Annotated in this window: 20 protein-coding genes; 9 read left to right on the top strand and 11 right to left on the bottom strand. The window is 65.2% G+C overall.

Features of this window, described 5'->3' with window-relative positions:
- The first annotated feature begins 1 nt into the window (after nt 1).
- Nucleotides 2–976 carry a type II secretion system F family protein gene (locus PMN64_RS20845; protein WP_028342291.1) on the top strand — a complete coding sequence of 325 codons (975 nt, stop codon included), beginning with the start codon at nt 2–4 and terminating at the stop codon, nt 974–976.
- 336 nt (nt 977–1,312) lie between these two features.
- Here the strand turns inward: PMN64_RS20845 and PMN64_RS20840 are convergent, their stop codons facing one another.
- Complete coding sequence (locus PMN64_RS20840; RefSeq protein ID WP_411781971.1) at nt 1,313–2,110, bottom strand: tetratricopeptide repeat protein; 798 nt, start codon at nt 2,108–2,110, stop codon at nt 1,313–1,315.
- Between the two features lie 205 nt (nt 2,111–2,315).
- On the opposite strand from PMN64_RS20840, the gene PMN64_RS20835 reads away from it, so the two are divergent.
- Nucleotides 2,316–3,692 carry a leucyl aminopeptidase family protein gene (locus PMN64_RS20835; protein WP_411781970.1) on the top strand — a complete coding sequence of 459 codons (1,377 nt, stop codon included), beginning with the start codon at nt 2,316–2,318 and terminating at the stop codon, nt 3,690–3,692.
- On the top strand, nt 3,685–4,527 hold the full coding sequence (locus tag PMN64_RS20830; RefSeq protein WP_411781969.1) for a C40 family peptidase: 843 nt from the start codon (nt 3,685–3,687) through the stop codon (nt 4,525–4,527). The genes PMN64_RS20835 and PMN64_RS20830 overlap by 8 nt, the downstream gene beginning before the upstream one ends.
- A gap of 275 nt (nt 4,528–4,802) precedes the next feature.
- On the opposite strand, the gene PMN64_RS20825 is transcribed toward PMN64_RS20830, so the two are convergent.
- From PMN64_RS20825 to PMN64_RS20800, 6 genes are all read right to left on the bottom strand, one after another.
- The gene (locus tag PMN64_RS20825) at nt 4,803–6,428 is read right to left on the bottom strand and encodes an ABC transporter ATP-binding protein (RefSeq protein ID WP_411781968.1); all 1,626 of its coding nucleotides are present in this window, start codon (nt 6,426–6,428) and stop codon (nt 4,803–4,805) included.
- Nucleotides 6,429–6,431: 3 nt separating this feature from the next.
- Nucleotides 6,432–7,616, bottom strand: coding sequence for an ABC transporter permease (locus tag PMN64_RS20820; RefSeq protein WP_028342296.1), 1,185 nt, complete (start codon nt 7,614–7,616; stop codon nt 6,432–6,434).
- The gene (locus PMN64_RS20815; RefSeq protein WP_016842625.1) at nt 7,616–8,725 is read right to left on the bottom strand and encodes a microcin C ABC transporter permease YejB; all 1,110 of its coding nucleotides are present in this window, start codon (nt 8,723–8,725) and stop codon (nt 7,616–7,618) included. The genes PMN64_RS20820 and PMN64_RS20815 overlap by 1 nt, the downstream gene beginning before the upstream one ends.
- A gap of 3 nt (nt 8,726–8,728) precedes the next feature.
- The gene (locus PMN64_RS20810) at nt 8,729–10,600 is read right to left on the bottom strand and encodes an extracellular solute-binding protein (RefSeq protein WP_411781967.1); all 1,872 of its coding nucleotides are present in this window, start codon (nt 10,598–10,600) and stop codon (nt 8,729–8,731) included.
- A gap of 17 nt (nt 10,601–10,617) precedes the next feature.
- On the bottom strand, nt 10,618–12,474 hold the full coding sequence (locus PMN64_RS20805; RefSeq protein ID WP_411781966.1) for an extracellular solute-binding protein: 1,857 nt from the start codon (nt 12,472–12,474) through the stop codon (nt 10,618–10,620).
- 263 nt (nt 12,475–12,737) lie between these two features.
- On the bottom strand, nt 12,738–13,286 hold the full coding sequence (locus PMN64_RS20800; RefSeq protein WP_028342300.1) for a c-type cytochrome: 549 nt from the start codon (nt 13,284–13,286) through the stop codon (nt 12,738–12,740).
- 200 nt (nt 13,287–13,486) lie between these two features.
- Between PMN64_RS20800 and PMN64_RS20795 the strand changes: the two genes are divergently transcribed.
- Complete coding sequence (locus tag PMN64_RS20795; RefSeq protein WP_411781965.1) at nt 13,487–14,227, top strand: 3-deoxy-manno-octulosonate cytidylyltransferase; 741 nt, start codon at nt 13,487–13,489, stop codon at nt 14,225–14,227.
- Between the two features lie 21 nt (nt 14,228–14,248).
- A complete protein-coding gene (locus PMN64_RS20790; RefSeq protein ID WP_411781964.1) occupies nt 14,249–15,109 on the top strand; it encodes a prephenate dehydratase in 861 nt (286 codons plus the stop codon).
- A gap of 169 nt (nt 15,110–15,278) precedes the next feature.
- On the opposite strand, the gene PMN64_RS20785 is transcribed toward PMN64_RS20790, so the two are convergent.
- The gene (locus tag PMN64_RS20785) at nt 15,279–16,298 is read right to left on the bottom strand and encodes an LLM class flavin-dependent oxidoreductase (RefSeq protein ID WP_411781963.1); all 1,020 of its coding nucleotides are present in this window, start codon (nt 16,296–16,298) and stop codon (nt 15,279–15,281) included.
- 389 nt (nt 16,299–16,687) lie between these two features.
- On the opposite strand from PMN64_RS20785, the gene metF reads away from it, so the two are divergent.
- From metF to maiA, 3 genes are all read left to right on the top strand, one after another.
- Nucleotides 16,688–17,602 (top strand): methylenetetrahydrofolate reductase [NAD(P)H], encoded by a 915-nt coding sequence (gene metF, locus PMN64_RS20780; protein WP_038387593.1) that lies wholly within the window; start codon nt 16,688–16,690, stop codon nt 17,600–17,602.
- A 3-nt stretch (nt 17,603–17,605) separates the two neighbouring features.
- Nucleotides 17,606–21,460, top strand: a complete 3,855-nt coding sequence (metH, locus tag PMN64_RS20775; RefSeq protein ID WP_411781962.1) for a methionine synthase — start codon at nt 17,606–17,608, stop codon at nt 21,458–21,460.
- 227 nt (nt 21,461–21,687) lie between these two features.
- Nucleotides 21,688–22,347, top strand: a complete 660-nt coding sequence (gene maiA / locus PMN64_RS20770; protein ID WP_411781961.1) for a maleylacetoacetate isomerase — start codon at nt 21,688–21,690, stop codon at nt 22,345–22,347.
- Nucleotides 22,348–22,651: 304 nt separating this feature from the next.
- Here the strand turns inward: maiA and PMN64_RS20765 are convergent, their stop codons facing one another.
- From PMN64_RS20765 to PMN64_RS20755, 3 genes are all read right to left on the bottom strand, one after another.
- Nucleotides 22,652–23,278: a glutathione S-transferase family protein gene (locus PMN64_RS20765; RefSeq protein WP_304498454.1), complete on the bottom strand. Its 627-nt coding sequence runs from the start codon at nt 23,276–23,278 to the stop codon at nt 22,652–22,654.
- A 203-nt stretch (nt 23,279–23,481) separates the two neighbouring features.
- The gene (locus tag PMN64_RS20760) at nt 23,482–23,772 is read right to left on the bottom strand and encodes a hypothetical protein (protein WP_028342307.1); all 291 of its coding nucleotides are present in this window, start codon (nt 23,770–23,772) and stop codon (nt 23,482–23,484) included.
- Nucleotides 23,773–23,784: 12 nt separating this feature from the next.
- On the bottom strand, nt 23,785–24,378 hold the full coding sequence (locus PMN64_RS20755) for a GNAT family N-acetyltransferase (RefSeq protein WP_411781960.1): 594 nt from the start codon (nt 24,376–24,378) through the stop codon (nt 23,785–23,787).
- A gap of 152 nt (nt 24,379–24,530) precedes the next feature.
- On the opposite strand from PMN64_RS20755, the gene PMN64_RS20750 reads away from it, so the two are divergent.
- Entirely contained in the window at nt 24,531–24,812 is a 282-nt protein-coding gene (locus PMN64_RS20750) for a hypothetical protein (RefSeq protein ID WP_411781959.1), read from the top strand.
- The last annotated feature ends 236 nt before the right edge of the window (nt 24,813–25,048 follow it).

The following is a 25,048-nucleotide window of genomic DNA, read 5'->3' as shown; positions in this document are numbered from 1 at the left end:
CATGATTGATATTCTGGTCGCCAAGCTCCACGACGTCAGGTTCATGACCATGCTGCTTGCCTTCTTCGCGGCAAGCGCGACGGTCTACACGCTGGTGATGCCGCTGCTCGCCGGCGGCGATCTCAACAAGCGCATGAAGGCGGTCGCCAGCGAGCGCGAGCGCCTGCGGCAGCGCGAGCGCGACCGTCTCTCCAAGTCGGAAAAGGTGACGCTGCGCCAGACGCCGAAGCAGGCTGTCTCCAAGATGGTGGATGACCTGAATCTCACCAAATGGCTGGCCCAGGAAGCGGCGATCGAGAAGCTCGTGATGGCGGGCTATCGCGGCCACGCTCCGTATGTCTATTTTCTGGCAGCGCGGGCGGTCACGCCGATCCTGATGCTGATCGGCGCGATCATCTATACGTTCTTCATTGCCGGCGCGAACTGGTCGCTCACGCTCAAGATCGGCATTTGCGTCGGCGCGGCCTATGCCGGCCTGCAGGCGCCGATGCTGTTCCTGAAGAACGCGATCTCCAAGCGCCAGCTCCAGATCAAGCGCGCGTTCCCGGATTCGCTCGACCTGCTGCTGATCTGCATCGAGTCGGGCATGTCGGTCGAGGTCGCATTCCGGAAAGTGGCCAACGAGATCGCCGGGCAATCGGTCGCGCTGTCGGAGGAGTTTGCGCTGACGACCGCGGAGCTGTCCTATTTGCAGGACCGCAAGACGGCCTATGAGAACCTGGCGCGCCGCACCGGCCTCGAAGGCGTGAAGTCGGTGTGCATGGCCTTGCAGCAATCCGAGCGCTACGGCACGCCGCTCGGCCAGAGCCTCCGCGTGATGGCGCAGGAAAACCGCGACATGCGGATGAACGAGGCCGAGAAGAAGGCCGCATCACTGCCGCCCAAGCTGACGGTGCCGATGATCCTGTTCTTCCTGCCCTGCCTGTTCATCGTGATCCTCGGCCCGTCCTACATCAAGATCGCCACGATGCATTGAGTTGCGCAGCAGCGGACTGCGTTACTGCTTTTCCTTCCCCCTGAAAGGGGGAAGGTCAGGATGGGGGTCGGCCGCAGACGCCGCTGCGCAATGGAGAGATGATCCCCACCCGCTTTGCTCTCGCGAGCAAAGCGACCTCCCCTTTTCAAGGGGAGGTTTGGAGTATGCATAGCCCAAATGACGGCCTGCCTTCTCCTTCCCCCGGAAAGGGGGAAGGCCGGGATGGGGGGTCGGCCGCAGACGCCGCTGCGCGTGGAGAGATGATCCCCACCCGCTTTGCTTTCGCGGGCAAAGCGACCTCCCCTTTTCACGGGAGGTGGAGCTGCCACGTTTGGTTTAGTCGTCCTTGGCGACGACCGGCGCCGCACGCGACGCGGTCCGCGGCCCGTCCTTGCGGTTCAGCATGTCGCGGAGATAGGCGACGTTGGCCGCGGCCTCATCCGACGGCAGGTCGGCCTTGACGATCGTTTCGGCCTCCGCGAAGCGGCCCTGCAGGCCGACGACCAGCGCAAGGTTCTGCCGGATCCGGGTGTCGGCGCGGGCGCTGGCATAGGCCTGGCGCAGCGTCTCTTCCGCTTTCGGCAAATCCTTGGTCAGCATGTAGGACAGGCCGAGATTGGACAGCACCGACGGCTCGTCCGGAGCCAGCCTGAGCGCACTGGCGTAATAGCGCCGCGCCTCCTCGTGCCGGTTCATCTTGTCGAGCGTGGTGCCCTGCACCGACAGGATCCGCCAGTCCGGATTGTCCGGGCTATGCGCGCGGCTCAACACGTCGAATGCAGCCTGCGAATTGCCGTTGTCGGCCAGCGCGCGGCCATAGGCGGCGAGCAGCGCCTTGTTGCCGGGGTTGGCGATCGTGGCCTGCTCGAGCACGGCGCAGGCCTGCGAGCGCTGTCCGGTCATGCGCAGGGCCTGGCCGTAGCCGACCGCGGCGGCGACATCCTTGGGATTCTTGCGATAGCGCTCGCCATAGACCTCGACGGCGCGGCGCGGATCATCGGGCGTGGGATCGGACCGGGACGTGATCGATCCCGCCACGTCGGACATGGTCTGGCAACCGCCAAGCCCTGCGGCCAGGACCGCCAGGAGGGCTGCGGAAGCGAGATGCCGGGTCAGATTGGACTGTTGACGCATGGCACGGTGACTCACGAAATCGGACGAACGGTTCCAGCCGAGCGTGCCAGCAATAGACTGTTAACCCTAACGTCTGGTTAACTGGCGGCGTGACAACCGGCCCGCCGGTTGTCGTCTGCACGGCGCGTGAACCGTTGGCGCGCTACCATCCGTGGCGAAAGGCGTGTAGTAGCCCACCAACGACGCCAGAACAGCCGAGAGCCGCATGCCATCCGTGTTCGAGACCGCCACGACCGCCGCCACGCCGATCACCTTCGTCACCAAGGCGACATGGGATGCGATTCGGGGCGAGCTGCCGGCACCGGCGCGCCAGTTCGCGGCGGCCAATGACTTTGCGGCCAAGCCCGGCAAATTGCTCGTCCTGCCGGGGGCAGACGGTGGCATCGCGCAGGTGCTGTTCGGCCTCGAGGACGCCGACCACAAGGCGCGCGATCCGTTCCGGCCCGGCGCCCTGCCCGGCCTGCTGCCGCCGGGCGTCTATCGGTTCGCCAATGCACCGCACGACACCAGGCTTGCCGCACTCGCCTTCGCGCTCGGCTGCTATCGCTTCGGCCGCTATCGCCCGAACAAGGTCCCCGAAGTCCGCCTGGTGCCGCCCGACGGCGTCGACGCCGCCGAGATCACCCGGATGGCGGATGCCGCGGCGCTGGCGCGCGACCTCATCAACACGCCGTCCAACGACATGGGGCCGGCCGAGCTCGCCGATGTGGCGCGTGACCTCGCGACGCGGTTCGGTGCGGCCTTCAATTGCGTCGACGGTGACGAGCTCGCGCAGAACTTTCCGCTGATCCACGCCGTCGGCATGGCGTCGACTCGCGCGCCGCGGCTGATCGAGCTGAGCTGGGGCGACCCCGCCCATCCGAAGGTGACGCTGGTCGGCAAGGGCGTCTGCTTCGATACCGGCGGGCTCGATCTCAAGCCTTCGAGCGGCATGCTCATTATGAAGAAGGACATGGGCGGCGCCGCCAACGTGCTGGCACTGGCGCAGATGGTGATGGACGCCAAGCTGAAGCTGCGGCTGCGCGTGCTGATCCCGGCGGTCGAGAACGCGGTTGCCGGCAACGCGTTCCGCCCGCTCGACATCTTCAAGTCGCGCAAGGGCATCACCGTCGAGATCGGCAACACCGACGCCGAAGGGCGGCTGGTGCTCGCCGACGCGCTGGCGCTCGCCGACGAGGAGACGCCCGATCTGCTGGTCGACCTGGGCACGCTGACCGGCGCCGCGCGGGTGGCGCTGGGCCCGGATCTGCCGCCGTTCTACACCAATGACGAGGCGCTTGCCGGCGACGTCGCATCTTGTGCGAAGAGCGAGAACGACCCGTTGTGGCGGATGCCGCTGTGGCCGGCCTACGACGCCTGGCTCGACTCCAAGACGGCCGACATCACCAACGCACCGTCGGGCGGTTTCGCGGGCTCGATCACCTGCGCGCTGTTCCTGCAGCGCTTCGTCGAGCATGCGAGGAGCTGGCTGCACGTCGACATTTACGGCTGGACGCCGTCGGCAAAGCCCGGCCGTCCCGAAGGCGGCGAGTGCCAGGCCGCGCGCGCGATCTACAAATTGCTGAGCCAGCGCTATGCATGACCCCCGTCTGACGCCGGCCCGCGACGACCTCGCGGCGAAATATCTCGAGGGCAAGGTCAAGGCCTTGCGTTTCGTCGAAGGCGAGACGCTCGAGGTCGGCGACGCCATTGCGCCGCTGCGCCAGGCGCCGGCGAGCGATGCCGAACAGATGACGCAGGCGCTCCGGGGCGAGCGGATCACGGTGTACGATCGCAACGGCGAAGGCTGGGCCTGGGGCCAGCTTGCCGATGACGGCTATGTCGGCTGGATTCCCGAGGCCGCGCTGACGACGCCCGGCGCCGCCCCGACGCACAAGGTCGCGGCGCTGCGCACGCTGGCGTTTCCGGGCCCGTCGATCAAGCTGCCGCCGGTCGAGGCGCTGGCGATGGGGACGAAGCTCGCCATCATCCGCGAGGACGGTGCGTTCGCGCTGACCCGCGAAGGCTGGCACCTGCCACGCCAGCATCTCGCGCCGCTCGACACGATGGCAGGTGATTTCGTCGCGATCGCCGAGCAATTCGTCGGCACACCGTATCTGTGGGGCGGCAAATCGAGCCTCGGCATCGATTGCTCCGGCCTGGTGCAGATTGCGCTGACCGCCGCCGGCACCGGTTGCCCACGCGACAGCGACATGCAGCAGGAAGGGCTCGGCGGCGAATTGACGGCTGTCGAATCGAAGCAGCTGCAACGCGGCGACCTGATATTCTGGAAGGGCCATGTCGCCATCGTGCGCGACGCGACGACGATCGTGCACGCCAACGCGCATCACATGGCAACGGCGCTGGAGAACACGCACGCCGCCATCGCCAGGATCAAAGCCGCCGGCAGCGAAGTCCTCGCGATCAAGCGGCTTTAGGCAATATCCATCCCCGTCATCCTGAGGAGCGCGCTCTCGCGCGCGTCTCGAAAGATCGACGGCCCCACTCGGGCCACGCATCCTTCGAGGCTCGCCCAGCGGCGCAATTGCGCCGCAAGGCTCGCACCTCCAGCGACAACGGCGAAGCCGTTGCGCGGGGACGACGTGGGACTAGAAGCGAGATGCGTAGGATGGGTAGAGCGCAGCGGAACCCATCAAGCTGCTACCGCGCGGAGAAATGATGGGTTTCGCTTCGCTCTACCCATCCTACGAGATTACGTCGCCACCGCCCCGTCGCCGGCCGCTTCGATACGGAACGCGGCGGCGAACAGCGCGCGGGTGTACTCGCTCTTCGGATTCTTGAACAGCTCGGAAGCCGGTCCCTCCTCCTCCACCTTGCCGGATTTCATCACGATCAAATGGCTCGCCAGCGAGGCGACCACGCGCAGATCGTGCGAGATGAACATATAGGTGAGGTCGCGCTTGCGCTGCAGGTCGCGCAGCAGGTCGACCATCTGGGCCTGCAGCAGCATGTCGAGCGCGCTGGTCGGCTCGTCCAGCACGACGAAATTCGGCTCCAGCACGACCGCGCGCGCGATCGAGATGCGCTGGCGCTGGCCGCCGGAGAATTCGTGCGGATAGCGGAAGCGCCAGTCGGGATCGAGCCCGACATCCTTCAAAGCCTTGATCACCCGCGCTTCACGCTCCTCGCGCGACAGCTGCTTCTGGTGCACCTCGAGGCCCTCGGCAATGATGTCGGCCACCGACATGCGCGGGCTGAGCGAGCCGAACGGGTCCTGGAAAACGATCTGCATGTCGCGGCGGAACGGCCGCATCTGCTTGAAGCGCAGGCCCTGGATGTCGCTGCCGAGGAACACGATCGGACCATCGGACGAAATCAGCCGGAGCAGCGCGAGCCCGAGCGTGGTCTTGCCGGAGCCGGATTCGCCGACCACGCCGAGCGTCTCGCCCTTGCGCACCGCGAGGCTGACGCCATCGACCGCCTTGATGTGGCCGACGGTCGAGCGCAACAGCCCGCGCTTGATCGGAAACCAGACCTTGAGATTGTCCGCCGACATCACGACCGCTGCGCCCGGCTGCGGCGGCGCCGGATCGGGCTTCGGCTCGGCCGCGAGCAGCGCCTGGGTATAGGCGTGCTTCGGCGCGGTGAAGACCTGCTCGACCGGCCCCTGCTCGACGATCTTGCCGTTGTTCATCACGCAGACCGTGTCGGCGATGCGGCGGACGATGCCGAGATCGTGGGTGATGAACAAGAGGCTCATGCCGAGCCGCGCCCTGATCTCGGCCAGCAGCGCCAGGATCTGCGCCTGCACGGTGACGTCGAGCGCGGTGGTCGGCTCGTCCGCGATCAACAGATCGGGCTCGTTGGCGAGCGCCATCGCGATCATCACGCGTTGGCGCTGGCCGCCGGACAATTGGTGCGGATAGCTCTTCAGCCGGGTCTCCGGCTCGGGGATGCCGACCTGGCCCAATAGCTCCAGCGTCCGCGCCCGCGCCGCCGCGCCACTGACGCCCCTGTGCAGCGACAGGATCTCGCCGATCTGGGTCTCGATGGTCTGGAGCGGATTGAGCGAGGTCATCGGCTCCTGGAAGATGATCGAGATGTCGTTGCCGCGAACCTCGCGCATCTCCCGATCGGACGCGGTCAGGAGGTCGCGGCCGCGGAAGCGGATCGCGCCGGTGGGATGCGATGCCGTCGGATAGGGCAGCAGCTTCAGCACCGACAGCGCGCTGACGGATTTTCCCGAACCGGATTCGCCGACCAGCGCGACGCACTCGCCGCGCTTGATCGAGAACGAGATGCCGTCGACCGCAACCGCGCGGCCGAAGGCGACCGAGAGGTCGCGGACATCGAGCAAAGGCTGGTTGATCGCGTCCATGCCTCAGCCCTTCGAGAACGTCTTGCGGGGATCGAAGGCGTCGCGCGCGGCTTCGCCGATGAAGATCAGGAGCGACAGCATGATCGCGACCGAGAAGAAGCCGGTGAGGCCGAGCCACGGCGCCTGCACATTGGCCTTGCCCTGCGACAGCAATTCACCGAGCGAGGGCGAACCGGGCGGCAGGCCGAAGCCGAGGAAATCCAGCGCCGTCAGCGTCATCACCGAGGACGACACGATGAAGGGCAGGAACGTCATGGTCGCGACCATCGCGTTCGGCAGCAGATGGCGGAACATGATCACGCCGTTGGACACGCCGAGCGCACGCGCCGCCTGGATGTACTCGAAATTGCGGCCGCGTAGGAATTCGGCGCGCACCAGGCCGACCAGCGAGACCCAGGAGAACAGCAGCAGGATTCCGAGCAGGATGAAGAAGCCCGGCGGCAGCACCGCCGAGATGATCAGCAGCAGATAGAGCGAGGGGATCGCGGTCCAGATCTCGATCAGCCGCTGGAACATGAGATCGGTCCAGCCACCGAAATAGCCCTGCACGCCGCCCGCGGCGATGCCGATGATCGAGGACAGGATGGTCAGCGTCAGGCCGAACAGCACCGAGATGCGGAAGCCGTAGATCAGCCGCGCGACCACGTCGCGGCCCTGGTCGTCGGTGCCGAGCCAGTTGTACTCGAGGTCGCGGCAGCCGGTCAGTCCCTTCCGCTTCACCACGTCCTTGCACTGCTCTTCGGTCAACAGCCAGGTCGGCTTCGACGGCACCGCCGTCGGCGGGTCGAGGTTGCGGCTGTCGTAGGAGTAGCGGATCGGCGGCCAGATCATGCTGCCGCCCTTGGCGGCGATCTGCTTCTGCAGGTAAGGATCGCGATAATCGGCTGCGGTCTCGAAGTCACCGCCGAAGGTGGTCTCGGCGTAGGTGAAGATCACCGGCCAGTACAGGCGGCCGTCATATTTGACCATCAGCGGCTTGTCGTTGGCGATGAAATTGGCGAACAGCGACGCCACGAACAGCACGAGGAAGATCCAGAACGACCAGTAGCCGCGGCGATTGGCCTTGAAGTTCTGCCAGCGCCGCCTGTTCAGCGGCGACGGCGAGAAGCCGTGCCGCGTGGCGGGCACCGCCTCGCCGAGCGGCGATTGCGTCGAGGTCTCGACCGGTTGGGGCGCGAGCATCGTCATCAGACCTCCCGCGCTTCGAAATCGATCCGGGGATCGATCCACATATAGGCAAGGTCGGAGAGCAGATTGACCACCAGTCCGACCAGCGAGAAGATGAACAGCGTCCCGAACACCACCGGATAGTCGCGGTTCAACACACTCTCGAAGCCAAGCAGGCCGAGCCCGTCGAGCGAGAAGATGGTTTCGATCAGCAGCGAGCCGGAGAAGAACGCGTGGATGAACGCGCCCGGGAAGCCGGCGATCACGATCAGCATGGCGTTGCGGAAGATGTGGCCGTACAGCACCTGGCGCTCGCTGCAACCCTTGGCGCGCGCGGTCATCACATATTGCTTGCGGATCTCATCGAGGAACGAGTTCTTGGTCAGCAGGGTCATGGTGGCGAAGGCGCCGAGCGCCATCGACACCAGCGGCAGCGTCAGGTGCCAGAAATAGTCGATGATCTTCCAGTACCAGGGGAACTGCGCCCAGCCGTCCGAAGTCAGGCCACGCAGCGGAAAGATATTGAGGAATGAGCCCCCGGCAAACAGCACGATCAGGAGGATCGCGAACAGGAAGCCCGGTATCGCAAAGCCGATGATGATCACCGCCGAGGTCCAGGTATCGAACCGCGAGCCGTCCTGCACCGCCTTGCGGATGCCGAGCGGGATCGAGATCAGATAGGTCAGCAGCGTCATCCAGATGCCGAGCGACATCGAGACCGGCAGCTTCTCCTTGATCAGCTGCAGCACGCTGACACTGCGGAAATAGCTGTTGCCGAAGTCGAACCGCGCGAAATTCCACACCATCAGCGCGAACCGCTCCGGCGCCGGCTTGTCGAAGCCGAACTGCACCTCGAGCTTCTTGATGAAATCGGGATCGAGGCCCTGCGCGCCGCGGTATTTCGAATTGATGGCCGCGCCGGCGCCCGCGCCCTGACCGCGCTGCGCGCCGAAATCGCCGCCACCTCCCGACACCCGCGACGTGCCGCCGGTGTCGGCGCCGTTGATCTGCGCGATGACACGCTCGACCGGACCGCCGGGGGCAAACTGCACGACCACGAAGGAGACGAACAGGATGCCGAGCAGCGTCGGCAGCATCAGGAAGATACGTCGGGCGATATAGGCGCTCATCGGCTACTTCGCCTGCTCGAGCTTCGCGGCCTTGGCCGCATCATACCACCAGTTCTCCGGGGCGCCGACGCCCTGGGCATATTTCGCCAGCTTCTCGGTATGGCCGAACTGGTCCCAATAGGCGATCGGATGCGTGTTGCGGTACCATTGCGGCACCCAGTAGCGGCCGGCGCGGAACACGCGGTCAAAGGCGCGGCAGGCGATCGTCAGCTCATGGCGGCTGTTGGCGCCGATGATCTTCTCGATCAGCACGTCGATCGCGGGATTGGCGATGCCTGCGAGATTGTAGGAGCCCTTGGTCTTCGCGGCGTGCGAGGAGAAGAACGGCCGCATGCTGTCGCCGGGCGTCGCCGAGAAGCTGAAGCGCTGCATGGTCATGTCGAAATCGAAATCTTCCACCCGGGCGCGGTACTGCACCGCGTCGACCAGGCGGAACGTCGCCGCGATGCCGAGCGTGCCGAGGTTCTTGATGTAAGGCCCATGGTGCGGCTGCAGCGAGGGCTCATCGTTGAGGAATTCGATGGTGATGGGCTCGCCGTTCGGCAGCACGCGCTTGCCGTCCTTGACGACACAGCCGGCCTCGTTGAGCAGTTGCACCGCCTTGCGCAGCAGCGCGCGATCCTGGCCGGAACCGTCGGACATCGGCGGCACGAACGGCAGGCCGAACACCTCGTCGGGCACCTGGCCGCGGAACGGCTCGAGCAGCGCCAGCTCCTCCGGCGAGGGAGGCCCGTCCGCCACCATATCCGAGTTCTGGAACGGCGAGACGGTGCGCGCATAGGCATCGTACATGATGGTCTTGTTGGTCCACTCGAAGTCGAAGGCGCAGATCAGCGCCTCGCGCACGCGTGGATCCTTGAACTTGTCGCGGCGCGTGTTGATGAACCAGCCCTGTGCGCCGGACGGCGTATCGTCGGGCAGCGTCTCGCGCTTGACGCGGCCATCCTTCACCGCGGGGAAATCGTAGCGTGTCGCCCAGACGCGCGCGGTGAACTCCTCGCGGAACAGATAACTCTTCGAGGTGAAGCCCTCAAACGCCACATCGCGGTCGCGATAGAATTCGTAGCGCACGGTGTCGAAATTGTAGCTGCCGCGATTGACCGGCAGCTCGGCACCCCACCAGTCCTTGATGCGGTCGAATTCGACGTAGCGGTTGACCTCGAACCGGCCGACCTTGTACGGCCCCGAGCCGAGCGGCGCATCGAGCGTCGAGTCCTCGAAGGACCGGTTCGCGTAATAGGCCTTGGAGAAGATCGGCAGGCCCGCAACATAGAGCGGCACGTCGCGCGCGCGCCCCGCCGCGAAGGTCACCACCACGGTCGCGTCATCGGGCGCCTCGGCCTTGACGAAGTCGCGCAGCTGCACCTGGATCAGCGGGTGGCCTTTTTCCTTCAGCGTATTGAGCGAGAAGGCGACATCCTGCGCGGTCAGCTTCGAGCCGTCATGGAAGCGCGCCTCGGGGCGCATGGTGAAGCGGTAGGTCAGCTTGTCCGGCGAGATCTGCACCGACTTCGCGGCATAGCCGTACATCGCGTCGGGCTCGTCATTGGCGCGCGACATCAGCGTCGCGAACGTCATGTCCATGCCCTGCGCGCCTTCGCCCTTGAGGACGTAGGCATTCAGCGAATTGAACGTGTAGTAGGACTGGTTGTAACCGCGCACCCACGGGATCACCGAGAACGCCCCGCCCTTCGGCGCCTTCGGATTGACGTAGTCGAAGATCTTAAAATCCCCCGGATATTTCAGGTCGCCGAACACCGACATGCCGTGCATCTCGGTTCCGTTGTCGGCCACCGCCGGTGCAGCACGCAAGCCTGCAGCACTCAACGCACCGATGCCGAGACCGAGTGCGTGCCGACGGGAGAATAGCGCCATGCGCGAATCCTTGAGTTTTATGAACGCTTGAGCTTGGCCGCCTTGTCGGCGTCGTACCACCAAAGATTTGGGAATCCCGAAACTGCGTATTTCGGCAGCGGGTCGGGATGGCTGAAGCGATCCCAGTACGCGTAGCGCTGCTTGTCGTAATTGAAGTGTGGAACAAGATAGAAGTTCCAGAGCAAGACCCGGTCCAGCGCCTTGGCGGCGGCGACCTGATCGGCGCGGCTGTTGGCGAAAATGATGCGCTCGATGATGGCATCGACGGCCGGATTCTTGATGCCGGGAAGATTGTTGGAGCCTGGCCGGTCGGCCGCCTGCGAGCCGAAATTGTCGCGCTGCTCGTTGCCGGGCGAGATCGACTGCCCCCAGACCTGGGTCACCATCTCGAAATCGTATTCGCGGACCCGGTTCTGATACTGCACCGTGTCCACGGCACGCAGATTGACGGTGATGCCGAGACGCTCAAGGCTCGGCTTGTAGAACAGCGCAATCCGCTCCATGCCGGAATCGCCGCTGTTGCCGAGTATCTCGACCGTGAACGGCTGACCGGACGAATCGATGAGCTTGCGATCGCGGATCTCGAAGCCGGCTTCCTTCAACAGCCGCGTCGCCTCGCGCAGATTGGCGCGCACGTTCTCCGGCGTGCCGCCGACCGGATCCTTGTAGGGGGTCGTGAAGACTTCCGGAGGCACCTTGTCGCGCATCGTCTCCAGGATCTCGAGCTCCTTGCCTTCCGGCAGGCCGGTCGCCATCAGATCGGGGATGCCGTCGAAATAGCTTGAATCGCGATGATACTCGCCGGTCGAGAGCACGCGATTCATCTCTTCGAAATCGAACGCGTAGTTGAAGGCGCGGCGCAGCCTGGCATCCGCGAATTTCGGGCGCCTCAGGTTGAACACCCAGCCCTGCATCCGACCCTGGTTGCGGACGGTGAAGAGCTCCTTGAGCAGCCGCTTCTCACGCACCGGCGACACGTCGTAGGCCGACGCCCACTCCTTGGCGCTGCGCTCGTTATACCAATCGAACTGGTCAGCCTTCAGCGCCTCGCGCGCGACGGTGTCGTCGCGGAAATATTCGTAGCGCAGCTCGTCGAAATTGTTCTGCCCGATCGCGATCGGAATGTCCTTGCCCCAGTAGTCCTTGACGCGCTCGAGCACGACCGACCGTCCGGCGACGAACTCCTTGATCCGATAGGGACCCGAACCGAGCGGCGGCTCCAGCGTGCTTGCGGTGATGTCACGCTTCTTGCCCTGCGCGTCGGTGCCTTCCCACCAATGCTTGGGCAAAATAGTGAGCTGGCCGGTAATCATCGGCAGCTCGCGGTTGCCTGCGCTGTCGAAGGTGAACTTGACGTCGCGATCGCCGATCTTCTCGGCCTTAACGATATGCCGGTAGTAGGCGCTGAACATCGGGCTGTTCGCCTTCCACGCCTCGAAGGAGAAGATCACGTCCTCCGGCGTGACCGGCTTGCCGTCGTGCCAGCGTGATCCGGGCCGCAGGCGGTAGATCACGTAGGAGAAATCATCGGGAAAGGCTGCCGCCTCGGCGAGTTCGCCGTAATAGGTATCGGGCTCGTCGAGCGAGGCCTCCATCAGCGAGTCGTAGATGCGAGCGACAGCCGCCGAGACGGAGCCCTTCAACCCCGCAACGACGAGGTTGAAGCTGTCATAGGTGCCGGGCTGGAACAGCCGCACCGCGCCGCCCTTCGGCGCGTCCGGCTTGACGTAGTCGTAGCGCTTGAAGTCGGCGGGATATTTGATTTCGCCGTAGGTCGAGAGGCCGTGCCGCCATTTCAGCCCGTTGGGGGCATCGTCGGCGAAGGCCGGCGTGATCGCCGACAGGCTGGTGGTGAGTCCGAGCGCCGGAGCCATTGCCGCCAGTGCGCTGCCTTGAAGGAGGTGTCGTCGGGTGATCGCCAAATTCGGTCTTCCTGCTTGCGGCCCCGCTTACATGGGACCCAATATAAGGCAACGGTTCGACAAATTACGTTGCTTTTTCCTCATGATATTGGCCCGGGAACAATATCGGTGCGGCGAAACGTCCCGATAACAACCCCGCGACAGCGGATTCCCCATGCGAAAACGGCCAGGCATTGCCTGGCCGTTTCATCCGCATGCTTGCGCGAAGCAAATCGTTACTTCGAGGCGGTCGGGAGCGGAGCCGGGTGCTCCGAGTTCGAATTCAGATAGGCGATGATGTCGGCGCGCTCGCTGTCCTTCGGAACGCCGGCGAAGCCCATCGCGGTGCCCGGGATGAAGCCCTTCGGGTTGGTCAGGAACTTGTTGAGGTCGTCGAACGACCATTCGCCGCCCTTGCCCTTCATCGCGGCCGAGAAATTGAAGCCACGGCCCTCGCCCTTCTTCTCGCCGACGACGCCGAACAGGTTCGGACCGACGCGGTTGGGACCGCCCTTCTCGAAGGTGTGGCAGGCCTGGCACTTCTTGGCGGCCGCGGCGCCCTTCTCGACGGACGCGGTCTGCAGCAGCTTCTCGATCGGCTCGGATGCGGCCGCAGCGGCCTCGCCGCCACCGCCATGGGACTCTTCCTTCACCGCGATCTCAAAACCCGGCTTCTCCGGCAGCTTCGGCGCGAATTTCGCGCTGGCGGCAAAGCTCATCACCAGGACGACGATGCAGGTGCCGAGAACCGCACCGAGGATTTTGTTGAGTTCGAAGGAGTCCATTTTGGGTCAGGCTCCGGGCCTTGAATGTCGACTTCAGGCCGGGAATACGGCCGCGGGGAAAGACCTGGGAATCGGCCTTATCGCACCGCCCCAAGCAGGGTTGAGATATCGGTTTGCCCGCGCTCTGGCAACCCGTATAAACGCGCCGAATTCAACCTCCTCCCCGGCAATTTCCGCAGGCCGGACGGGCCCCGACACGAATGACCCAACCCCTTACCTTGGTGCTGATTCCGGCCCGCATGGCCGCCACCCGGTTGCCAGGAAAACCGCTGCTCGAGATCGCCGGCGTGCCGATGATCGTCCATGTGCTGCGGCGGGCCGAGGCGGCAGGCATCGGCCGGGTTGCGGTCGCCACCGACACGGCCGAGATCGCTACGGCCGTGAAGGCTGCCGGCGGCGAGGTCGTGATGACCCGCCCCGACCACCCGTCCGGCTCGGACCGGATTTATGAAGCGATGACGACCCTCGACCCCGGCGGCCGTGCCGAGATCGTGGTCAATCTGCAGGGCGATTTCCCGACCATCAGTCCCGAGACCATCCGCAGCGTGATGCCAGCGCTTGACGATCCCGCAGTCGACATCTCGACCCTGGCCTCGCGCATCCATAGCGAGGAGGAGGATCAGGCCCCCAGCGTCGTCAAGGCGGTCGGCTCGCCGATCGGGCCGAACCGGTTGCGCGCGCTGTATTTCACCCGCGCCACCGCGCCCCACGGCGACGGGCCGCGCTACCATCATATCGGCCTGTACGCCTACCGGCGCGCCGCGCTGGAGCGGTTCGTAGCGCTGCCGCCATCGCCGCTGGAGCAGCAGGAAAAGCTCGAGCAGCTGCGCGCGCTGGAAGCCGGGATGCGGATCGACATCACCATCGTCGACACCGTCCCGCGCGGCGTCGACACCCCGGCCGACCTCGAAACCGCCCGCAGAATACTTTCCAAAGCCTGATCGGCTGGTAAAAGGCCACCCATGACCAAGAAGCTGAAAATCGCGTTCCAGGGCGAGCCTGGCGCCAATTCCCATATCGCGATCGTCGAGGCCTATCCCGACGCCGAGCCGATGCCCTGCCCGACCTTCGAGGACGCGCTGGCGGCGATTTCCTCGGGCGAGGCCGATCTCGGCATGATCCCGATCGAGAATTCGGTCGCCGGCCGCGTCGCCGATATCCATCATTTGCTGCCGGCCTCGGGCCTGTTCATCGTCGGCGAATGGTTCTTGCCGATCCGCCACCAGCTGATGGCGATCAAGGGCACCAAGCTCGCCGACATCAAGAGCGTGGAGAGCCACGTCCACGCGCTCGGCCAATGCCGCCGCGTGATCCGCAAGCTCGGCATCAAGCCGATCGTCGCCGCCGACACCGCCGGCAGCGCCCGCGACATCTCCGAGCGCGGCGACAAGAGCGTGGCGGCGATCGCCTCCCGCCTCGCCGCCGATATCTACGGCCTCGACATTCTCGCCGAGGACATCGAGGACGAGGCCCACAACACCACCCGCTTCGTGGTGCTGGCGCGCGAGGCCAAATGGGCCGCGCAGGGCTCGGGGCCGCTGGTCACGACGTTTGTCTTCCGGGTGCGCAACTTGCCCGCCGCGCTCTACAAGGCACTCGGCGGCTTTGCCACCAACGGCGTCAACATGACCAAGCTCGAAAGCTACATGGTTGACGGCAATTTCTTCGCCACGCAATTCTACGCCGATGTCGACGGCCACCCCAACGACCGCGGGCTCGCCTTTGCGGTCGAGGAATTGAAATTCTTCTCGCGCGAATTCCGCATCGTCGGCGTCTATCCCGGCCATCCGTTCCGCGCCACCTTCAGCGAGACGCAGGATTAGACCAGGCGAGCGCAGCCTCTCTACGGGGTCGTCCCGGCCTAGTGCGCAATTGCGCACGGGAGCCGGGACCCATAACCACCGGCGTTCGTAGGCAGCACATCGACAACCAGCTTGTTCAACAACTGGAGCCGCGGCGTATGGGTCCCGGCTTTCGCCGGGACGACAATCTTTATGCCGCAACCCTCTTCTCCAACCCGAACGCCTCGGCAAGCAGGCTGTACGACTTCTTCCGCGCCGCGTGGTCGTAGACCGCTGATATCACCATCAGCTCGTCGGCCTGGGTCGCCGCGATCAGCGGCTGCAGCTTCGTCATCACGGTTGCGGGGCTGCCGACGAAGAGACGGGCGCGGTTGCGCGCGATCGAGGCGCGCTCGGCGTCGGTGTAGGGATAGGCTTCTGCCTCCTCGACGCTAGGCAGCGGCAGATACTGGCCGCGGTCGCGGCGCAGCCGGTTGAGATCCATCGACATCGCAAGCCGCTCGGCTTCCGCGTCGGTCTCCGCCGTAACAACCGCGACCGCCAGGATCGACTGCGGCGTCGCGCGCCAGCCCGATGGCTTGAAATGCGCGCGGTAGTTCGTCATCGCTGCAATTGCGTCGTGAGTGGCAAAATGATGCGCGAATGCAAAGCCCATCCCGACCTGGGCTGCGAGCTCGGCGGAATAGTCGCTCGAGCCGAGCAGCCAGATCGGCGGCAGCGGCGAGTCGTCCGGCATCGCCACCACATTGTTGTAGGGATGGCCGGGTGGGAAATCGCGCGTCTCCCACAAGGTCAGCTCGTGCAGCCGCTCGAGGAAATCATCGCCCTCGCGGCGATCGAGCCGGCTGCGCAGCGCGTAGGCGGTGGCGCCGTCGGTGCCGGGCGCGCGGCCGAGGCCGAGATCGATGCGGCCGGGAAACAGCGCCTCCAGCATCTTGAAGCGTTCGGCGACCACCAGCGGCGCATGGTTGGGCAGCATCACGCCGCCGGAGCCGACACGGATATGCTGCGTCACCGCCGCGATCTGCCCGATCATCAGATCGGGCGCCGGGCTCGCGACGGAAGCAAGGTTGTGGTGTTCGGCGAGCCAATAACGTGTGTAGCCGAGGCCATCGACATGGCGCGCCAGATCGATGCTGTTGCGGAGCGCAGCGGCCGGCCTGGTGCCAGTGGTGACGACGGACAGGTCGAGGACGGAGAGCGGAATCATGGCCGTCAACCTAGTGTGGCGCCACGGGGCGACAAAGGTCCCGACCGCGCAGACCAGTCCCGCAGCGGAACGTCGGCGCCACCAGCTGCTGATTTTGGGACGATATACGTCGGTTCATTGATGCGCCAAACTACCCACAATCGATTTCGACATCCAACCATCTACAAAATAATTATTATTTCAATATTCTCAATATCTTAATACTATTAACGCGAAACCAGTGGCTTGCCCACCGGAGATTCTTGATAGTCAATTTTTGCCGAATCTACGCGACGAATGGGCAATTTCCCATATCCGATGGGCTATTTGATCCCACGCGTTTGGCTTATCTTAGGGCCTTCATATCCAGGCCGGACGTCTGCCCTCCAGTTGCGGAGCCTTTGCGTATCATGACCGAGACCATTTCCTCTGTGCATAACGCACCGCGTGCGCCCAAGGCGCCGAAAATCTCCTTCGAGTTCTTCCCGCCGAAGACCGAGGAGATGGAGCGCAATCTCTGGGAGACGATCAATCGCCTGGCGCCGCTGACGCCGAACTTCGTCTCGGTCACCTACGGCGCCGGCGGCTCGACCCGCGAGCGCACCCATTCCACGATCACCCGCATCCTGCGCGAGACCGATCTGCTGCCGGCCGCGCATCTGACCTGCGTCAGCGCCTCGCGCGGCGAGATCGACGACATCGTCGACCGCTATCATGAGGTCGGCGTCCGTCACATCGTCGCGCTGCGCGGCGATCCGCCCGGCGGCATCGGCACGCCCTACTTCACCCATCCGGACGGCTACCAGAGCTCGGCCGAACTCGTCGCCGGAATCAAGAGGCGCCACGCCGACATCGAGATCTCGGTGTCCGCCTATCCGGAGAAGCATCCGGAAGCGAAGGATTTCGACGCCGACATCGACACATTGAAGGCCAAGGTCGACGCCGGCGCGACGCGCGCGATCACCCAGGTGTTCTTCGACAACGACCTCTACCACCGCTATGTCGACCGGGTGCGCGCGCGCGGCATCGAGATTCCGATCGTGCCGGGCATCATGCCGATGCACAATTTCAAGCAGGCGCGCAATTTCGTGACGCGCGCCGGCACCAGCGTGCCGGACTGGCTCGCCGAGAAGTTCGAGGGCCTCGACAACGACGCCGAGACCCGCAAGCTGGTCGCCGCCACCGTCGCCGCCGGCCAGGTGCAGAAGCTGTTCAAGCACGGCGTCGACACCTTCCACTTCTACACCATGAACCGCGCGGACCTCGTGTTCGCGATCAGCCACCTGCTCGGCATCCGGCCGAACGGTGCCCAGAAAGCTGCCTGACACATGCCCGTTCCCGTTTCCCCCAAGCGTAACGCTTTGCTCGCGGCTGCCCGCGAGCGCATCCTGGTGCTCGACGGCGCCATGGGCACGATGATCCAGGGCTTGCAATTCGACGAAGCCGCCTTCCGCGGCGCGCGCTTTGCGGACTTCCACCGCGACATCAAGGGCAACAACGATCTCCTGATCCTGACCCAGCCCGCTGCGATCACGGACATCCACGCCGCATATCTGCGCGCCGGCGCCGACATCGTCGCGACCAACACCTTCTCCTCGACCTCGATCGCGCAGGCCGACTACGACATGGCGGATCTCGCCTATGAGCTGAACCTGCAGGGTGCTCGCCTGGCGCGCACCGCCGCCGAGCGGGTGAGCGCCGAAGACGGGAAGCCGCGCTTTGTCGCCGGCGCACTCGGCCCGACCAACCGCACCGCCTCGATCTCGCCCGACGTCTCCAATCCCGGCTATCGCGCGGTCACCTTCGACGATTTGCGCAAGGCCTATGGCGAACAGGCCAAGGGCCTGCTCGACGGCGGCGCCGACCTGCTGCTGGTCGAGACCATCTTCGACACGCTGAACGCCAAGGCGGCGCTGTACGCGATCTCCGAGATCATCGAGGAGCGCGGCATCGACGTGCCCGTGATGATTTCCGGCACCATCACCGACAAGTCCGGCCGCCTGCTCTCCGGGCAATTGCCGGAGGCATTCTGGCATTCGGTGCGGCACGCCAGGCCGATCACGATCGGCTTCAACTGCGCGCTCGGCGCCGAGGATCTGCGCGCACACATCGCCGATATCGGCCGCGTCGCCGACACGCTCGTGTGTGCTTATCCGAACGCCGGCCTGCCCAACGAATTCGGCCAGTATGACGAGACGCCGGACTACATGGCGCGGCTGATCGGCGAATTCGCCGCTGCCGGCCTCGTCAACATCGTCGGCGGCTGCTGCGGCACCACGCCCGACCACATCGCGGCGATCGCCAAGGCCGTCGCCCCGCACAAGCCGCGCGTGGTGCCCGAGATCGCACCGCGGCTCAGGCTGTCCGGCCTCGAGCCGTTCACGCTGACCGACGCCATCCCGTTCGTGAATGTCGGCGAGCGCACCAACGTCACCGGCTCTGCACGCTTCCGCAAGCTGATCACCGCTGGCGACTACACCGCCGCGCTGCAGGTCGCACGCGACCAGGTCGAGAACGGCGCCCAGGTCATCGACGTCAACATGGACGAGGGCCTGCTCGATTCCGAGGCGGCGATGGTGACGTTCCTCAACCTCGTCGCCGCCGAGCCCGACATCGCGCGGGTGCCCGTGATGGTCGACTCTTCGAAATTCCACGTCATCGAAGCCGGCCTGAAATGCATCCAGGGCAAGCCGATCGTGAACTCGATCTCGATGAAGGAAGGCGAGGAGAAATTCCTGCACGAAGCGACGGTCGCCAAACGTCACGGCGCCGCTGTCGTGGTGATGGCGTTCGACGAGACCGGCCAGGCCGACACGTTCGCGCGCAAGACCGAAATCTGCAAGCGCGCCTACGATATCCTGGTTGGCAGGCTCGACTTCCCGCCCGAGGACATCATCTTCGATCCGAACATTTTTGCGATCGCGACCGGGCTCGAGGAGCACAACAATTACGGCGTCGACTTCATCGAGGCGACGCGCTGGATCCGGGCGAACCTGCCGGGCGCCCACATCTCGGGTGGCGTCTCCAACCTGTCGTTCTCGTTCCGCGGCAACGAGCCGGTGCGCGAGGCGATGCACTCGGTGTTCCTGTATCACGCGATCCATGCCGGCATGGACATGGGCATCGTCAATGCCGGGCAGATGATCGTCTATGACGACATCGACCCCGAGCTGCGCCAGACCTGCGAGGACGTCATCCTCAACCGCGATCCCGGCGCCTCCGAGCGACTCTTGGCGCTGGCCGAGAAGTTCCGCGGCAAGGAGAAGCAGACCAAGGAGCAAGATCTCGCCTGGCGCGAATGGCCGGTCGAGAAGCGGCTGTCGCACGCGTTGGTGCACGGCATCACCGAGTTCATCGAACAGGACACCGAGGCAGCCCGCCAGAACGCGTCCCGTCCGCTCGACGTCATCGAGGGCCCGCTGATGGCCGGCATGAACGTGGTCGGCGACCTGTTCGGCGACGGCAAGATGTTCCTGCCGCAGGTCGTGAAGTCGGCCCGCGTGATGAAGCAGGCGGTCGCCTATCTGATGCCGTTCATGGAGGAGGAGAAGGCCCGCAACCTCGCCAACGGCATCACCGGCGGCCGCAACGCCGCGGGCAAGATCGTGCTCGCGACAGTGAAGGGCGACGTCCACGACATCGGCAAGAACATCGTCGGCATCGTGCTCCAGTGCAACAATTACGAGGTCATCGACCTCGGCGTCATGGTGCCCGCCAACAAGATCATCGAGACCGCGAAGGCCGAGGGCGCCGACATCATCGGCCTGTCCGGCCTGATCACGCCCTCGCTCGACGAGATGAGCTTCCTCGCCGGCGAGCTGCAACGGCAGGGCATGAGCCTGCCGCTCCTGATCGGCGGCGCCACCACGAGCCGCGTGCACACCGCCGTCAAGATCGACCCGAACTATCCGGGCGGCCCGGTCGTGCATGTCAACGATGCGAGCCGCGCCGTCGGCGTCGCCTCCTCGCTGCTGTCGGCCGAGAGGAAACAGGCCTACGCCGCCGAGGTGCGGGCCGAATACGCAAAAATCTCGACGGCGCATTTCCGCGCCCAGGCCGACAAGAAGCGGCTGAAGCTGGGCGACGCCCGCGCCAACAAGGTCGCGATCGACTTCGCGGCGGCGCCGCCGAAGAAGCCGGCTTTCTTCGGCCTGAAGAGCTTCGACGCCTACGATCTCGCCGAGCTCGCCGACTACATCGACTGGACGCCGTTCTTCCAGACCTGGGAGCTGACCGGCCGCTACCCGGCGATCCTCGACGACCCCAAGGTCGGCGAAGTCGCCCGCTCGCTCTATGCCGACGCGCGCAAGATGCTCGACACGATCATCAAGGAGAAGTGGTTCACCGCCCGCGCCACCGTTGGCTTCTGGCCGGCCAACGCAGTCGGCGACGACATCGAGGTGTATGCCGACGAGAGCCGCGCCGGGAAGATCGCGACCTTCCATACGCTGCGCCAGCAGCTCGAGAAGCGCGAGGGCCGCTTCAACGCCGCGCTGTCCGATTTCATCGCGCCGAAGGAAACCGGCATCGCCGACTATATCGGCGGCTTCGTCGTCACCGCGGGGATCGGCGAAGATGCGGTCGCCGATCGCTTCAAGAACGCCAATGACGACTACTCCTCGATCCTGTGCAAGGCGTTGGCCGATCGCCTGGCGGAAGCCTTCGCCGAGCGCATGCACCAGCGCGTGCGCAAGGAGTTCTGGGCCTATGCGCCCGACGAGGCCTGGTCGGCGGACGAACTGATCCTCGAGAAATATGACGGCATCCGCCCCGCGCCCGGCTATCCGGCGCAGCCCGACCACACCGAGAAGCAGACGCTGTTCGCGCTGCTCGACGCCGAGGCAACGGCCGGCGTGAAGCTGACCGAAAGCTTTGCGATGTGGCCGGGCTCGTCGGTCTCGGGCCTGTACTTCTCGCATCCCGAAAGCTTCTATTTCGGCGTCGGCAAGATCGAGCGCGACCAGGTCGAGGACTATGCCGCGCGCAAGGCCATGACGGTCGCCGAGATCGAACGCTGGCTGGCGCCGGTGCTGAACTACATCCCCGCGCAGGACGGCGCCAAGGGACCGGCGATCGCGCCCGCCGCGACGCCCGCCAACGACGCGGAGCTGGCCTCGCATCCGCAGGGCTGCACCTGCGCCGTGCACCTCGCCTGGCGCAAGAAGAAGGTGGGCGCGGGATAGCTCCGCTCGTCTCTTCACCTCGCCCCGCTTTTGCGGGGAGAGGTCGAAGCCGAAGGCTTCGGGTGAGGAGTGCCCCCGCAATGACAGTCGCCTTTGTTGTCCGGTGAGGATTTCCGAGTCGGAGAGGGCTATAGTGCGGGACAACCGTGCCTTGCCCCTCACCCGGCGCTGCGCGCCGACCTCTCCCCGCCAAAAGGCGGGGCGAGGTGAACATCGGATCCCCCCCCATGCAATTCTTCTCCTTCTGGCGATCGCTGGCGAGCTTTCGGGTGCGGATTGCGCTCAACCTCAAGGGCGTGCCGACCGACGTCGTCTTCGTCGATCTCGATGCGGACGCGCATCGCACCGACGCCTATCGCAAGATCAATCCGCAGATGGCGCTGCCGGCGCTGGTGACCGACGACGGCACGGTGCTGTTCCAGTCGCTGGCGATCATCGACTGGCTCGACGAGACTTTTCCGACGCCGCCGCTGCTGCCGGCGGATGCGCTCGGCCGCGCCCGGGTGCGCGGGCTGGCACTGATCGTCGCCTGCGAGGGCCATCCGCTGCTGACGCCGCGGGTGCGCCGCTATCTCGACCGCGAGCTCGATCTGCGCGACAGCCAGCAGAACGCGTGGCGACGGCACTGGACGGTCGAGACGCTGGCGGCGCTCGAAGGCCACCTCGCCGGCCACAAGGCCACCGGCCGGTTCTGCCATGGCGATGCGCCGACCCTTGCCGACATCTGCCTGGTCGGCCACGTCACGGCGGCGATCAACCAGCAGATCAGCCTGTCGCCCTGGCCGACCGTGAAGCGCATCCACGAGACCGCCATGGCGCTGCCGGCCTTCGCCAAGGCGCATCCATCCGCGCAGCCGGATACACCGGAAGCGATGCGGGCGAAGTAGCTTGCGGACGCGTTGCAAAGGACACGCAGAGGCGCAAGCGTGTGCGCGGCTTTCTCTCGACCGTCGTCCCGGCGAAGGCCGGGACCCATACGCCGCGGCGGATGTTGCGGATGGGACTGGTCGTTCCAGCATCGCATAACCATTTGCAGCGGTGGTTATGGGTCCCGGCCTTCGCCGGGACGACACTGAGTATGTTGCACGGGCTGTCAGTCATACTTGCGCATTCTCACTTGCGCATTCTCATTCCCCGGTGCGCAATTGCGCGCCGGGGAATGACGACGGAGAGAGATGACGCTACGCCGCCCTAACCGCTCGGCGGCGCCAGCGGCTGCACGATCTCCTGGAACGGCGGCAGCGCCTCGCAACGCGCGGCGTGGGCCTTGAGCGCCGGATAGCGCGCATCGAACAGATGCGGATGCGCCTCGCCGGTGAAGCGCAGCGCGCAGGCCACCGCGACGTCGGCATGACCGATGCGATCACCCAGCCAATAGGGCGACGGCACCGCCGCGCGCTCCTGCTCCAGCACCGCGAGCACGCCCGCGATCTGCGCCTCGCAACGCTCGACCCAGAGTTTCAACTGCTCCTTGCGCAGCACTCGCTCATAGACAAGGCTCACCGCCTTGTCGGCGAGCCCGGTCGCCAACGCCGTGATGCGCAGGTGCTTGCGCCGCTCCGGCCCCGAGCGCGCGATCATCGCCTTGTCCGGCCCGACCAACTCGTCGAGATAATCCAGGATCGCACCGCTCTCGATCAGCGTCTCACCGTCGTCGAGCACCAGCGTCGGCACCCGCCGCACCGGGTTGTAGGCCGCAACCTTCTCCGCATCGCCGAAGGTCGACCACGGCTTGTGCTCAAACGGCAATCCATAAAGCCGCAGCGCGATCGCGGTGCGGCGGACAAAGGGCGAGTCATATTGGCCGATCAAAAACATCTATCATCTCGTCGGTCATGCCGCGGCAGGCCGTGCCTCGAAAGCAGGCTTTCGAAGTGTAGCGGCCCAAGCCGGGTCAGAGGTTGCGCTTTGCACCATCCTAGATGAGATGTACCGCGTTGCAATATGGCAAGTCATTCCGGCGAAGCATTGCCTGCTATTGATTCTGCCGAGGCCACAGGCGGGACGCGACAGAACCGGCGCTACTCCTCAACCATGTTGGTGAGCTCACCTGACTCCATCAATAGCGCCACGGCCTGCTCCATATTCGCCCTTGTGATGGATTGAACTATCACCAGGTTCGGCTCGAAGAACACCCTGCCACGCTCAAGCTCGTCATTGATGGCTTGCGCGAGTCGTGCGGGGTCATAGAAATTCAGAAGGTATCGCTTTCCTGAAGCGTTGATCCACGCTTGCGAGAACCAACCCTTCGCCTCGACTTCCCATTCGTAATCTGCAAAGTCCGCTGGCAATTCCAACGCGAAGTCGGACATATATTCGCCTCTCTATCCAATCACCGGCACATGCCGCGCCGCATCGCGCGGCAGTTTGCCGTCGAGCCTCGGATCATCCGCCACCTCGATCTGCCGCAGGAACGGACGGAAGCCGGAGCGCTGGTAGAACGCGACGGCCGAGGGATGATCGAAGGTGCAGGTGTGCACCCAGACGCGGCTGACGTCGCGCGACCAGGCGATCTCGAGCGCGCGGTTCATCAGGAAGCGCGCGGCGCCGGTGCCGATGAATCTTGCGGTGACGCCGAAATAGAGCAGCTGGCATTCGCCGGGCACGCTGAAATCGAGTTCAAGCAGGCCCTCATCCTGGCCGTCGACGCCCAGCCCGTAGAGCTCGTTGCCGGGGGCGTGGATCCTCGAGGCGAGATCGGAATCATCGAGCCCAGTGCGGGTGAACCACAGCCACTCCTCGCCGACGCGGCGGTAGAGATCACGATACCAGTCGAGCGCGGGCGGATCGACCTTGCGCAGGCGCCACGCGCCGGGCGGATCGTCGCGCCGCGGCGGGCGCGCAGTCATTTCCAGATGTGTGACGACAGCGGCGATCTTGCCGTGTGGGATGTCGGAATAGCCGTCGGGCAGCAGCATTAAGCGACCTTTGTTTCCATATTGCCGTCGGGAAATATCGGCATGTCACTGCGCAGATGCAATGCAACGCCGCGCAACAACGTTACCGATTTGTCAGTGGGGATTTGCGCGAATCAGGCGCTCGATGTCGAGAGGCCACCGGAGCACCGACCGTGTCGCGCCATCACACGCTGCCGCCGATCATCACTATGCCGCCACCGCCGAAGCCGAAGCCCGCGCGGCGCCGGCTTGGCGTCGGTTACGCGCAGGGTGCGCGTGCGGCTGACGAGGCGGCAGACATCGAGGATGGCGCCCCAGTGCGCAGCACGCCGGTTGTTCCGCAGCATGTGCGCTCGGTCGAGACCGTCGAGCGGCGCGCGCCCTCCCCCAACGGCAAGCTCAGCGACGACACGCTGCGCGCGATGCTTGAGGTGCAGGAGAAGCTTGAGAGGTAGGGTGCGCCGGCGCTCGCCACCCACTCGCTGTCGTCCCTGCGGAAGCAGGGACCCATAACCACAGGGTTGCGTTGTTGAACGGCGCTGTGGCCCCGGCACCGCAGAGCAATCGGCATTCGTGGTTATGGGTCCCTGTGTCTTGGAAGTCTGTCAGGATGTGGGTGGGCGGGAAGCCGTTGGGTCCTTGGCGCTTGACGCCGTGAGCCGGCTCGGTCTCCCGCCCGTTCCATCTATCA

It is taken from the genome of Bradyrhizobium sp. UFLA01-814 (genome assembly GCF_046718885.1).
In the GTDB taxonomy this organism is placed as follows: domain Bacteria; phylum Pseudomonadota; class Alphaproteobacteria; order Rhizobiales; family Xanthobacteraceae; genus Bradyrhizobium; species Bradyrhizobium elkanii.
The sequence above is the reverse complement of the archived record's forward strand: the minus strand, read 5'-3'. Positions and strand labels throughout refer to the sequence as shown.